A 13,213-nucleotide genomic window follows, 5' to 3' on the forward strand; every position below is an offset into this window, starting at 1 on the left:
ATCATGAAGAGCCGTTTGACTGCCTTGCCGGACTGGGATCCGGCCTTGTTGCAACAGCTGGGCTTCCCCGTCAAGCGGGTGGAGGCGGACAGCCGCCGCGTGCTGCCTGGCGATGTGTTCCTGGCCTGTCGCGGCGAGTACACCGACGGACGCGATTTCATCCCGGCCGCGCTGGAAAAGGGCGCGGCGGCGGTGCTGTGGGACGACGCCGATGGCTTCGCCTGGAAAGCCGAGTGGCAAGTGCCCAATCTGGCGGTGCCCCAGTTGCGCGAGCGCGCCGGCATCGTCGCCGCCCACGTGCTGGAACTGCCCTCGCGCGACTTGACCGTGGTCGGCATTACCGGCACCAACGGCAAGACATCCATTTCGCACTGGCTGGCGCAGGCATTCTCGTTGCTGGGCCAGAAGGCGGCGCTGATCGGTACGGTGGGCAACGGCTTCTACGGCCAACTGACCGAAACCACCCACACTACGCCGGACCCGGTGACGGTGCAGCAGAAGCTGGCTGAATACCGCCGCCAGGGCGCGCACGTGGTGACGATGGAGGTGTCCAGCCATGGCCTGGATCAGTTCCGCGTCAACGGCGTGGAGTTTGCCACCGCGGTATTCACCAATCTGACGCGCGATCATCTGGACTACCACGGCTCGATGGAAGCTTACGGCGAGTCCAAGAAGAAGCTGTTCTTCTGGGAGGGGCTTAAGCGCGCGGTCATCAACGCCGACGACGCCTTTGGCCGCCAACTGGCCGCCGAGATCGACCCCAAGATCACGCAGGTCGTGACGTATGGCCTGGAGCAGGGCGATGTGCGTCCGCTGGCGCTGGCCGCCACGCTGGAAGGCCTGCAGCTGACCGTGGCCACGCCGTGGGGCGTGGTGGACGTGCGCACAGGCCTGGTAGGCCGCTTCAACGCCGCCAATCTGCTGGCCTGCCTGGCCACGCTGTGCGTCAACGGCGTCAGCCTGCAGGACGCCGCCGCCGTGATGGCGCGCATCCAGCCGGCGCGCGGCCGCATGCAGAGCGTGGGCGGCACTCATGAGCCGCTGGTGGTGATCGATTACGCCCACACGCCGGACGCGCTGGAAAAGGCTTTGGCCACGCTGTCGGACATTCGCCCGGCAGGCGGCAAGCTGTTCTGCGTGTTTGGCTGCGGCGGCGACCGTGATCCGGGCAAGCGTCCGATGATGGGCGCCATCGCCGAGAAGCATGCTGATGTGGCGGTGCTGACCAGCGACAATCCGCGCAGCGAAGACCCGCAAGCCATCATCCGCGACGTACTGGCCGGCATGAGCGCCAGCAAGGCGCACGTGGAGGCCGACCGCGAAGCCGCCATCCACTGGGCAGTGGGCCAGGCTCGAGTCGGCGACGTGGTGCTGGTGGCCGGCAAGGGCCACGAGGAATATCAGGACATCGGCGGCGTCAAGCGGCCGTTCTCCGACTTCCGCGTGGCGGAAGAGGCGTTGACCGCCTGGGGGGCGCAAGCATGATGATGCTGAGCCAAGCCGCCGCCCTTGCCCACGGCCGCCTGATCGGCGCCGACGGCGCAGCGCAGCGCGTGATCACAGACAGCCGGCTGGCGCAGCCGGGCGATCTGTTCGTGGCGCTGAAGGGAGAGCGTTTCGACGCGCATGATTTTGTGGCGGAAGTGACGGCCAAGGGCGCGGCCGCGCTGGTGCGCGACGGTTTCGAGCTGGCGGGCGCCAGCTTGATTCAGGCGGGGGAAGACACCCGGCTGGCGCTGGGCCGCCTGGCCGCCGGCTGGCGCGAGACGCAGCCGGCAGTCTGCGTTGGCATCACCGGCTCCAACGGCAAGACCACGGTCAAGGAAATGCTGGCCGCCATCCTGCGCGCCCATGCCGGTGAAGAGGCCGTGCTGGCTACCGCCGGCAACTTCAACAACGACATCGGCCTGCCGCTGACCCTGCTGCGCCTGACGCCGCAACATCGCTACGCCGTGATCGAGATGGGCATGAACCATCATGGCGAGCTGCGTTATCTGACGGATTTGGTCCGGCCGCGCGTGGCCTTGGTCAACAACGCCATGCGCGCCCACTTCGGCTATTTCAGCTCCACGGCGGACGTGGCCCGCGCCAAGGCGGAGATTTTCGAAGGTCTGGCCGAGGACGGCGTCGCCGTCGTCAACGCCGATGACGCCAATCTGGATGTGTTTGCCGCCGCCGCCGGCCATCATCGCCTGTCGCGCTTCGGCCTGGCCGCTGGAGCAGATGTCAGCGCGCGCGGCATCGAGCTGTCGGCGCTGGACAGCCGTTTCACGCTGGTTTCGCCTGTTGGCGAAATCGAGATCGCGCTGCCGGCGCCGGGCGAGCACAACGTCCGCAACGCGCTGGCCGCCGCCGCGCTGGCGCTGGCGCTGGATGTGCCGTTGGCCGCCATCGCCGCTGGCCTGGCCGCTTTCGGCGGTGCCAAGGGCCGTTTGCAGCTCAAGCGAAGCCCGCGCGGCCTGGCTGTGCTGGACGACAGCTATAACGCCAATCCGGATTCGATGAAGGCTGGACTGGACGTGCTGGCCGGCTTGCCCGGTCCACGCGCCTTCGTGATGGGCGACATCGGCGAGCTGGGCGAGGCCGCCCCGGCGCTGCATGCCGAGGTTGGGGAGCATGCGCGCGCGCGCGGCATCGAACAGCTCTTTTCGCTGGGCGAGGTTTCGCGCCATGCCGCCGCCGCTTTCGGCGAGGGCGCGCGCCATTTTGATTCGATTGACGAGTTGTTGGAGTGCCTGGATAGCCGGCTGGCTTCGGGTGCCGCCGTTCTGGTCAAGGGGTCGCGCTTCATGCGCATGGAACGGGTGGTGGAACACCTGATGCAAGCAAAGAAAGAAGGAGTATAAGGTGCTGCTTTGGCTGGCTGATCTGTTGGGCTCGCATATCCGGGCCTTCAATGTCTTCAACTACACCACGCTGCGCGCGGTGATGGCGGCGCTGACTTCGCTCGCCATCTCGCTGATGATGGGGCCGTGGGTGATCCGCAAGCTGACCGAGCTGAAAGTGGGCCAGGCGGTGCGCAGCGACGGCCCGCAAACCCATTTGGTCAAGGCCGGCACGCCCACCATGGGCGGCTCGCTGATCCTGCTGGCCATCACCCTCACCACGCTGCTGTGGGCCGACCTGTCCAACAAGTATGTTTGGTTGTTGCTGGCCGTGATGCTGGGCACCGGCGCGCTGGGCTTTTACGATGACTGGCGCAAGGTGGTGTACAAGGACCCGAAAGGCGTGTCCGCTAAATTCAAAATGGGCTGGCAGTCCGCCATCGCCATCGGCGCCGGCGTATTCCTGATCGCCACTGCCAAGCTGCCGGCTTCCACCGAATTCATTGTGCCCTTCGTCAAATCCGTCGCCTACCCCTTGGGCGCGGTGGGCTTTTGCGTGCTGACCTATCTGGTGATTGTCGGCACCTCCAATGCCGTGAACCTGACAGATGGCCTGGACGGCCTGGCGGCGCTGCCGACGGTGCTGGTGGCCGCCGGTCTGGCCATTTTCGCCTATGTCGCCGGCCACGCCGTGTTCTCCAAATACCTGGGCCTGCCCTTCATTCCCGGCGCGCACGAGGTGGTGGTGTTCTGTGCGGCGATGTGCGGCGCCTGCCTGGGTTTCTTGTGGTTCAACGCCTATCCGGCCCAGGTGTTCATGGGTGACGTCGGCGCGCTGGCGCTGGGCGCCGCGCTCGGCACGGTAGCGGTGATTGTGCGCCAGGAGATCGTGCTGTTCTTCATGGGCGGCCTGTTCGTGATGGAGGCGCTGTCGGTGATGATACAGGTGGCTTCGTTCAAGCTGACCGGCAAGCGCGTGTTCCGCATGGCGCCGCTGCATCACCACTATGAGCTGAAGGGGTGGAAGGAGACCCAGGTGGTGGTGCGTTTCTGGATCATCACCATGATGCTGGTGCTGGTCGGTCTGTCCACTTTGAAGCTGCGCTAAGGATGAAAGCCATGGATTACGCCAAGCGACGAGTGACGGTGGTGGGGCTGGGAGGCTCGGGCCTGGCGGCCGCGCGCTACCTGGCCGCCCACGGCGCGAGCGTGCGCGTGGCCGACGCCAAGCCCTCCGCTGAGCGGCTGGCCGAGCTGGAGCGGCACTTGCCGGGCACGGAGGTGACCGTCGGCGCCTTCGAGGAGGCCACTTTCGCCGGTTGTGACCTGCTGGTGCTCAGCCCCGGCGTGCCGCTGGCCAACCCGGCCATCGCCGCCTTCCGCCGCGCCGGCGGCGAAGTCGTCGGCGATATCGAAATCCTGGCGCGCGCGATCCACGGCGACGGCAGCAAGGTGATCGCCATCACCGGCTCCAATGGCAAGAGCACGGTGACCAGTCTGGTGGGCCATCTGTGCGAAGCCGCCGACCTCGACGCCGTCGTTGCCGGCAATATCGGCCTGGCGGTGCTGGACGCTCAACTCGAGCGCGAGCGAAGCGGCAAGCGGCCGGATGCATGGGTGCTGGAGCTGTCCAGCTTCCAACTGGAGTCCACGTTCACGCTGGAGGCGGACGCCGCCACGGTATTGAACATTTCCGAGGACCACCTCGACCGCTACGCCGATCTGCTGGACTACGCGCACACCAAGACCCGGGTATTCAACGGCCAGGGCGTGCAGGTGCTGAACAAGGACGACGCGCTGGTGCGCGCGATGGCGCGTCCGGGCCATCCGCTCAAGTTGTTTTCGCTACAAGGCGAGGCCGACTACGCGCTGGCGCAGGAGGGCGGCCGTTACTGGCTTTGCGTGGGCGGCGAGAAAGTGTTCGATTGCGCCGACATGCAGCTGCAGGGCCTGCACAACGCCGCCAACGCCCTGGCCGCGCTAGCGCTGTGCCAGGGCATAGGCCTGCCGCTGGACAAGTTGCTGGCCGGCTTGAAGACCTTCCGCGGCCTGGCCCATCGCGTTGAGCTGGTAGACGAATTCGACAGCATTGCGTTTATCGATGATTCCAAGGGCACCAATGTCGGCGCGACCGAGGCGGCGTTGAACGGCATGACGCGCCCCGTGGTGTTGATCGCCGGCGGCGACGGCAAGGGGCAGGACTTCGCGCCTTTGAAGCCGGCCTGCGCCCGCATCGCCCGCGCGGTGCTGTTGATAGGCCGCGACGCGGACAAGATAGCCGCCGCCTTGGCCGATAGCGGCGTAGCGCTGGAGCGCTTCGCCACGCTGGAAGCGGCGACCCGCCGCGCGGCAGACCTGGCCCAGCCCGGCGACGCGGTGTTGCTGTCGCCGGCTTGCGCCAGCCTGGACATGTTCAAGAACTACGCGCATCGCGCTCAGGTGTTTATAGATACCGTGGCCGCGGTGAAGGCGGCTCGCGCATGAATCTGAATCCGGCACGCCGCTACACGGCGATCACCCCTTTGGACGAGGCGCTGGCCTGGGCGTTGGCGCTGTTGTTGTCCATCAGCCTGGTGATGGTGTATTCGGCGTCCATTGCGTATGCGGAGGCCGATGCGGCCACGCATAACCGCTACTTCTACCTGATCCGCCACATCGTGTTCATGGTGATCGGGCTGTCGGTGGCGTATGCGGCGTTCCAGATTCCGACGGCGTTCTGGCAGAAGTATTCGGGGAAGATCTTCCTGATCGGCCTGGTGATGCTGGTGTTGGTGCTGATACCGGGCATCGGCAAGGTGGTGAACGGTTCGCGGCGCTGGATCAATCTATTCGTGCTGAACCTGCAGCCGTCCGAGGTGATGAAGTTCGCCACCGTGCTGTACGCGGCGGACTATACGGTACGCAAGAGCCATTTGCTGCACAGCCTGAAAGAGGGCTTTGCGCCCATGTTCGCCGCCATGGTGGTGGTGGCCTTCCTGCTGCTGCGCGAGCCGGACTTCGGCGCCCTGATGGTGGTGATGAGCATCGCCATGGGCCTGTTGTTCCTGGGCGGCATCAATATGCGCATCTTCAGCGGCCTAGCCGTGATGGCGGTGGTGGCCATCGTGCTGTTGATCATCTCCTCGCCGTACCGCTTGAAGCGGGTGCTGGGTTTCATGGACCCGTGGGACGATCCGTACGGCAAGGGCTATCAGCTGAGCCACTCGCTGATCGCCATCGGGCGCGGCGAGTGGCTGGGTGTGGGGCTGGGCGGCAGCATAGAGAAGCTGTTCTACCTGCCGGAGGCGCATACCGACTTCATCCTGGCGGTGATTGCCGAGGAGTTCGGCTTCGTCGGCATCTGCGTGCTGATCGGGCTGTATGCCTGGATCGTGCGCCGCGCCTTCCACATCGGCGTGGAGTCGAAAAAGCTGGAGCGCTACTACCAGGCGCTGGTGGCGCAAGGCCTGGGCATCTGGCTGGGCATTCAGGTGTTTTTCAATGTCGGCGTGAACATGGGTTTGCTGCCGACCAAGGGCCTGACCTTGCCGCTGATGTCTTTCGGCGGCTCGGCCATGCTGATGAATTTGATCGCGATGGCGGTGCTGTTGCGGGTTGACTACGAGAACCGGCGCATCATGCGCGGGTACAAGGTTTGACGAAGATGGCGAATCGGACGGTCATGGTGATGGCGGCTGGCACGGGCGGACACATCGTCCCCGGCCTCGCCGTGGCCAAGGAGTTGCAAAGCCGCGGCTGGAAAGTGGTGTGGCTGGGCACGCGGCGCGGCATGGAGAACAAGCTGGTGCCGCCGACTGGCATTGAGCTGGAACGGTTGAACTTCCACGGCGTGCGCGGCAAGGGCCTGTTTGGCTCGATCAAGGGCGCCGTGCAGCTGGCGGGCGCGTTCTTCAAGTGCGCGGGGCTGATCTTTCAACATCGGCCGGACGTGGTGCTGGGCATGGGCGGCTATGTTTGCCTGCCCGGCGGCGTGATGGCCGGCCTGCTGTGGAAGCCGTTGGCGCTGGTCAATGCCGACGCCAGCCTGCTGCTGAGCAATCAGGCGCTGCTGCCTTTCGCCAAGAAACTGGTGTGCGGTTTCGACGGCAGCGCGGCCAAAGAGGCCAAGGCGCTGGTCACGGGCAACCCGGTGCGCCGCGAGATAGAAGACATCGCCGCGCCGGCCGAGCGTTTCGCCGGCCGCAGCGGTCCGCTGAAGGTGCTGGTGGTGGGCGGCAGCCTGGGCGCCAAGGTGCTGAACGAAACGCTGCCGCAGGCCATGGCCAAGCTGCCGGCCGACAAGCGGCCGAAGATGACGCACCAGACCGGCGAGGCCAATTTCGCCTCGGTCGAGGCCGCCTATCAGGCCGCAGGCCTGCGGGATCAAGTAGAGCTGCTGCCTTTCGTCGACGATATGCCGGGGCGCTTGGCCGAGTGCGACCTGATCATCTGCCGCGCCGGCGCGATCACGGTGAGCGAGCTGTGCGCCGCGGGCGTGCCCAGCGTGCTGGTGCCGCTGGTGGTATCCACCACTAGCCATCAGCGCGACAACGCGGAATGGATGGCCGGCGCAGGCGCGGCCTGGCATTTGCCGCAGAAGGAATTGAACGCGGACGGGCTGGCTGGCCTGTTGGCGAAGCTGGACAGAGAGCAGTTGCTGGACAAGGCGGAACGCGCGCGCGCGCTGGCCCGTCTGGGCGCGGCCGGCCGGGTGGCCGACCTGTGCCAGCAGCTGGCCGGGGATAGAACGGACGCCGACAGAGCGTCCCAGTAGAGATACAGACATGAAACACAGGGTCAAACACATACATTTCGTGGGCATAGGCGGCGTCGGCATGTGCGGCATCGCCGAGGTGCTGCACGGCCTGGGCTATATCGTGTCCGGTTCGGACGTGGCGGACAACGCCACCACCAAGCGGCTGGCGGCGGAAGGCGTGCGCGTCTCGTTCGGCCATGACGCCACGTATATCGAGGGCGCGGACGTGGTGGTGACGTCCACCGCGGTGAAGGCGGACAACCCGGAAGTGCTGGCGGCGCGCGACAAGCGCATCCCGGTGATTCCGCGCGCGATGATGCTGGCCGAGCTGATGCGCTTCAAGCAGGGCATCGCCATCGCCGGCACCCATGGCAAGACCACCACCACCAGCCTGACCGCCTCCATCCTGGGCGCGGCCGGCCTGGACCCGACCTTCGTCATCGGCGGCAAGCTGACGGCCGCGGGCACCAATGCCAAGCTCGGCTCCGGCGAGTTCCTGGTGGCCGAGGCCGACGAATCGGATGCGTCCTTCCTGCACCTGAGCCCGGTGATGGCGGTGGTGACCAATATCGACGCCGACCACATGGACACCTACGACCACAGCTTCGACAAGCTGAAGCAGGCCTTTGTCGATTTCCTGCAGCGCATGCCGTTCTACGGCCGCGCCGTGCTGTGCGTCGATGATCCGAACGTCCGCGAGATCAAGGACCGCATCACCAAGCCTGTCACCACCTACGGCCTGGACGACTCCGCCGACATCTACGCCGAAAACGTGCGCGCCGCGGCCGGCCAGATGCATTTCGACGTGGTGGCTAAGAATGGAACGACCACGCGCTTCCCGGTGGTGCTGAATTTTCCGGGCCGCCACAACGTGCTGAACGCGCTGTCCGCCATCGCCATCGGCCTGGAGTGCGGCGCCAGCATAGAGGCGATCCAGCAGGGCTTGGCCGAGTTTGCCGGCGTCGGCCGCCGCTTCCAGCGCTATGGCGAAGTGAAAGCCAAGGACGGCGGCAGCTTCACGCTGGTGGACGATTACGGCCACCATCCGGTGGAAATGGCCGCCACGCTGGCCGCGGTGCGCGGCGCCTTCCCGGGCCGCAGGCTGTTGCTGGCCTTTCAGCCGCATCGCTACACCCGTACCCGCGATCTGTTCGAAGACTTCGTCAAGGTGCTGTCCGGCGTGGACGCGCTGCTGTTGTCCGAAGTCTACGCCGCGGGCGAAGCGCCCATCGTGGCCGCAGACGGCCGGGCGCTGGCGCGCGCGGTGCGCGTGGGCGGCAAGGTGGAGCCGTTGTTCGTCGAGAACATCGTCGACCTGCCGCAGACCATTCTGGATGCGGCGCGCGACGGCGACGTGGTGGTGACCATGGGCGCGGGCTCGGTCGGCGCGGTGCCGGCCAAGGTTGTGGCTGCGCAGGCGGTTTGACGGGATTTTCGCCCGCGCCGTGGGAGCGGGCTTGTTGAGGATAGAGAGATGAAGCAGTACGGCAAAGTGGCGGTGTTGATGGGCGGCAGTTCGTCCGAGCGCGAAGTGTCGCTGATGAGCGGCGCCGGCGTGCTGGCGGCGCTGCAGTCCAAGGGCGTGGACGCCCATAAGTTCGATCCGTCGGAAAAGCCGTTGTCGGCCTTGAAGGAAGAGGGTTTCGATTGCGTGTTCATCATCCTGCATGGTCCGTTCGGCGAGGACGGCACGGTGCAGGGCGCGCTGGAAGCGCTGGACATGCCGTACACCGGCTGCGGCGTGATGGCCTCGGCCATCGCCATGGACAAGTGGCGCACCAAGCTGCTGTGGAAGGGCGCCGGCCTGCCGATTCCGGCCTTCGAGTTGCTGGACGAAAGCAGCGATTTCGACGCCATCGAGCGGCAGCTGGGTTTGCCCATCTTCGTCAAGCCATCGACCGAAGGCTCGAGCATAGGCGTGACCAAGGTGAAGCAGCCGGGCGAGTTGCGCGCGGCGTTTGCAGAGGCCCGCAAGTACGACGAGGTGGTGATCGCCGAGCAGTTCATCGGCGGCGGCGAGTACACCTGCGCGGTGATAGGCGACCAAGCCTATCCAACGATCAAGATCGAGCCGGCTACCGAGTATTACGACTACCAGGCCAAGTATTTCCGTGACGACACGGTCTACCGCTGCCCGTCGGGCCTCGCGCCTGAAGTGGAAGCCCGCGCGCGCGAACTGGCGCTGAAGGCGTTCAAGGTATTGGGGTGTCGCGGCTGGAGCCGGGTGGACTTCCTGATGGATGAGGCGGGCGAGATTTATCTATTGGAAGCGAATACCAGCCCGGGCATGACCAGCCACAGCCTGGTGCCGATGGCGGCGCGGGCCGAGGGCATCGCTTACGAAGACCTGTGTCTGAAGGTATTGGATACGGTGCATGTGGGATAACCATCGGCTGCTCAGGAGCCTGGCCAATCTGCTGCTGGGCGCCGCGACGCTGATGCTGCTGTACGCGGGGGGATTCTGGCTGACGCACGCGCCAGTGTTCCCTGTGAAGAAAATACGGATACAAGGCGACATGAACCGGGTGACGGCGGAACAGCTGAAATTCATCGCGGAGCATGAGCTGTCCGGCACCTTCTTCACGCTGGATATCGACAAGACGCGCGCCGCCTTCGGCAAGCTGCCGTGGGTGCGCGACGCGCAGGTGAGACGGCGCTGGCCGGACGCGCTGGATATCACCGTGGAGGAGCATGCGGCACTGGCGCGCTGGGGAGAAAACGGTCTGGTCAACACGCGCGGCGAGCGTTTCGACGCCGCCAGCGATGCCAAACTGCCGGTGTTTTACGGTCCGGCGGGGGCGGAGAAGGACATGACGGCGATGCTGACGCAGATGCGTCAGGCCTTGCAGCCGTCGGGTCTGGCGCCGCGGGAGCTGTGGCTGTCGTCGCGGCGGGCGTGGAAAGTGGTGCTGGACAACCAGCTGCAGCTGGAGCTGGGACGGAATGACGCGGTGGCGAGGGCGGAGCGTTTCGCCACCTATTGGAAGAGCGAGTTGGCGCGGTTGCCGTATCACATCGAATACGTCGACCTGCGCTACCCGAATGGATTCGCCGTGCGGATGCCCGATTACAAGGCGCCGCCGGCCAAGGGACACAAGTGATTAGGCTTTGGAGCGACAGGTGAGCAAACCCAAGGAAAGCAAGAACATGCTGGTCGGCCTGGACATCGGCACCTCCAAGATCGTGGCGATCGTGGCCGAGGTGCTGGAAGACGGCCAGCTGAACATCGTAGGCATGGGCCATACCCCGTCGCGCGGTTTGAAGCGCGGCATGGTGGTCAATATCGAATCCACCGTGCAGGCGATCCAGCGCGCGCTGGAAGAGGCTGAGCTGATGGCCGATTGCAAGATTCACGAGGTGTTTGTCGGCATCGCCGGCAGCCACATCAAGAGCGTGAACTCGCACGGCATGGTGGCGATCAAGGACCGCGAAGTCACCAAGATGGACATCGACCGCGTGATCGAAACCGCGCGCGCCGTCACCATTCCGCCGGATCACCAGGTGCTGCACATCCTGACCCAGGAATACAGCATCGACGGCCAGGAGGGCGTGCGCGAGCCGCTGGGCATGAGCGGCGTGCGGCTGGAGGCCAAGGTGCACATCGTCACCGGCGCGGTGTCCGCCGCCCAGAACGTGACCAAGTGCGTGCGCCGCTGCGGCCTGGAAGTGTCCGACCTGGTGCTGCAGCCGATGGCCTCCGCCATCGCCGTGCTGTCGGAAGACGAGAAAGACCTGGGCGTGTGCCTGATCGACATCGGCGGCGGCACCACCGATATCGCCGTGTATGTCGGCGGGGCGATTCGCCACACCGCGGTGATTCCGATCGCCGGCGACCAGATCACCAACGACATCGCCATGGCGCTGCGCACGCCGACCAAGGAAGCCGAGGACATCAAGATCCAGCACGGCGTGGCCTTAGTGGGCATGGCTGATCCGGCGCAGATGATAGAAGTGCCGGGCGTGGGCGAGCGCGGACCGCGCCAGATGTCGCGCGCCACCTTGGCCGAAGTGATCGAGCCGCGCGTGGAAGAACTGTTCCAGCTGGTGCAGCAGGAACTGCGCCGCAGCGGCTTCGAGGAGCTGCTGTCCTCCGGCATGGTGCTGACCGGCGGCGCCAGCCTGATGCCGGGCATGGTGGAACTGGCCGAAGAAGTGTTCCATCTGCCGGTGCGCGTGGGCGTGCCCAAGTACGTGGGCGGCTTGGCCGAGGTGGTGAAGACGCCGCGCTTCTCCACCGGCGTGGGTTTGCTGTTGTACGGCAAGGACCAGATCCAGGGCTACGCCGGCCCCGCGAAAACCGAGTCCGCAGGCATGGGACAGATGTTCTCGCGCATGAAGGCGTGGTTCGGCAGCAATTTCTGATTCGATTTAGGGCCGTCGGCGAGGGCTGGCGGCACATTCAATGTTGTTCGGGCGCAGTACCAAGTAGTGGATTGGCTCATCTTTATGTGAGGAGAGGGAAATGAGCGGAATGGTTTTTGAAGTGATGCAGGAAACGGCGAGTTCGGCCGTGATCAAGGTGATCGGCGTGGGCGGCGGCGGCTGCAACGCCATCGACAACATGATTTCCGGCAATGTGCACGGCGTGGAATTCATCTGCGCCAACACCGACGCGCAATCCTTGCAGCGCAACCGCGCGCCGCAGAAGCTGCAGCTGGGCTCCAACCTGACGCGCGGCCTGGGCGCCGGCGCCAATCCGGAAGTGGGCCGCAGCGCGGCGCTGGAAGACCGCGAGCGCATCGCCGAAAGCCTGCGCGGCGCCAATATGGTGTTCGTCACCGCCGGCATGGGCGGCGGCACGGGCACGGGGGCTGCGCCCGTTGTGGCCGAAGTGGCCAAGGAAATGGGCATCCTGACCGTGGGCGTGGTGACCCGTCCGTTCGATCATGAAGGCAAGCGCCTGAAAGTGGCGCAAAACGGCATCGAGGACCTGAAGAAGCACGTGGACTCGCTGATCGTGATCCCCAACGAGAAGCTGATGGAAGTGCTGGGCGACGACGTCACCATGCGCGAAGCCTTCCGCGCGGCCGACGACGTGCTGAAGGGCGCCGTGGCCGGCATCGCCGAAGTGATCACCTGCCCGGGCCTGATCAACGTCGACTTCGCCGACGTGCGCACCGTGATGGGCGAAATGGGCCTGGCGATGATGGGTTCCGCCTACGCCTCCGGCATCGACCGCGCCCGCGTGGCCGCCGAGCAGGCCGTGGCCAGCCCGCTGCTGGACAACATCACGCTGGAAGGCGCGCGCGGCGTGCTGGTGAACATCTCCACCGCGCCGGGTTGCCTGAAGATGAGCGAGTACCGCGAGATCATGGGCATCATCCGCCAGTACGCGGATGAGGACGCGCAGATCAAGTTCGGCACCGCCGAAGTGGAAGACATGCCGGAAGACACTATCCGCGTGACGCTGATCGCCACCGGCCTGGGCCAGAAGAAAGCGACCCGCAACGAGGATCGTCCGGAGTACATCAAGATCGTCAAGACCGGCACCGATGACCGCGCGGTGGAAGTGATGAACTATGAAGACCTGGACGCGCCGGCCATCATGCGCACCGGTCGCCGCCGCGCCAACCCGTCGCTGGATTTCTCGAACCCGGAAGTGAGCGAGAGCTACGACATCCCGGCCTTCCTGCGCAAGCAGGCGGACTGAGCG

Annotated in this window: 11 protein-coding genes; all 11 read left to right on the top strand. The window is 65.6% G+C overall.

Annotation, left to right across the window (positions count from 1 at the left end; translation table 11 throughout):
• Positions 1 to 3 precede the first annotated feature (3 nt).
• Positions 4 to 1,485, top strand: a complete 1,482-nt coding sequence (locus tag C2I19_RS04960; RefSeq protein ID WP_103901604.1) for a UDP-N-acetylmuramoyl-L-alanyl-D-glutamate--2,6-diaminopimelate ligase — start codon at positions 4 to 6, stop codon at positions 1,483 to 1,485.
• Positions 1,482 to 2,846, top strand: a complete 1,365-nt coding sequence (locus tag C2I19_RS04965) for a UDP-N-acetylmuramoyl-tripeptide--D-alanyl-D-alanine ligase (protein WP_103901605.1) — start codon at positions 1,482 to 1,484, stop codon at positions 2,844 to 2,846. The genes C2I19_RS04960 and C2I19_RS04965 overlap by 4 nt, the downstream gene beginning before the upstream one ends.
• Position 2,847: 1 nt before the next feature.
• Positions 2,848 to 3,933, top strand: coding sequence for a phospho-N-acetylmuramoyl-pentapeptide-transferase (gene mraY / locus C2I19_RS04970; protein ID WP_103901606.1), 1,086 nt, complete (start codon positions 2,848 to 2,850; stop codon positions 3,931 to 3,933).
• Between the two features lie 11 nt (positions 3,934 to 3,944).
• On the top strand, positions 3,945 to 5,309 hold the full coding sequence (murD, locus tag C2I19_RS04975) for a UDP-N-acetylmuramoyl-L-alanine--D-glutamate ligase (RefSeq protein WP_103901763.1): 1,365 nt from the start codon (positions 3,945 to 3,947) through the stop codon (positions 5,307 to 5,309).
• Entirely contained in the window at positions 5,306 to 6,463 is a 1,158-nt protein-coding gene (ftsW, locus tag C2I19_RS04980) for a putative lipid II flippase FtsW (RefSeq protein WP_103901607.1), read from the top strand. The genes murD and ftsW overlap by 4 nt, the downstream gene beginning before the upstream one ends.
• Positions 6,464 to 6,468: 5 nt before the next feature.
• Positions 6,469 to 7,578, top strand: a complete 1,110-nt coding sequence (murG, locus tag C2I19_RS04985) for an undecaprenyldiphospho-muramoylpentapeptide beta-N-acetylglucosaminyltransferase (protein ID WP_103901608.1) — start codon at positions 6,469 to 6,471, stop codon at positions 7,576 to 7,578.
• A gap of 10 nt (positions 7,579 to 7,588) precedes the next feature.
• A complete protein-coding gene (gene murC / locus C2I19_RS04990; RefSeq protein WP_103901609.1) occupies positions 7,589 to 8,986 on the top strand; it encodes a UDP-N-acetylmuramate--L-alanine ligase in 1,398 nt (465 codons plus the stop codon).
• Between the two features lie 48 nt (positions 8,987 to 9,034).
• The gene (locus tag C2I19_RS04995) at positions 9,035 to 9,946 is read left to right on the top strand and encodes a D-alanine--D-alanine ligase (RefSeq protein WP_103901610.1); all 912 of its coding nucleotides are present in this window, start codon (positions 9,035 to 9,037) and stop codon (positions 9,944 to 9,946) included.
• Positions 9,936 to 10,661 (top strand): cell division protein FtsQ/DivIB, encoded by a 726-nt coding sequence (locus C2I19_RS05000; RefSeq protein WP_103901611.1) that lies wholly within the window; start codon positions 9,936 to 9,938, stop codon positions 10,659 to 10,661. The genes C2I19_RS04995 and C2I19_RS05000 overlap by 11 nt, the downstream gene beginning before the upstream one ends.
• 46 nt (positions 10,662 to 10,707) lie before the next feature.
• A complete protein-coding gene (gene ftsA, locus C2I19_RS05005) occupies positions 10,708 to 11,922 on the top strand; it encodes a cell division protein FtsA (RefSeq protein WP_233201113.1) in 1,215 nt (404 codons plus the stop codon).
• A gap of 100 nt (positions 11,923 to 12,022) precedes the next feature.
• Entirely contained in the window at positions 12,023 to 13,210 is a 1,188-nt protein-coding gene (gene ftsZ, locus C2I19_RS05010) for a cell division protein FtsZ (protein ID WP_103901613.1), read from the top strand.
• Positions 13,211 to 13,213: the final 3 nt, after the last annotated feature.

This window comes from Chromobacterium alticapitis, assembly GCF_002924365.1.
GTDB lineage: Bacteria > Pseudomonadota > Gammaproteobacteria > Burkholderiales > Chromobacteriaceae > Chromobacterium > Chromobacterium alticapitis.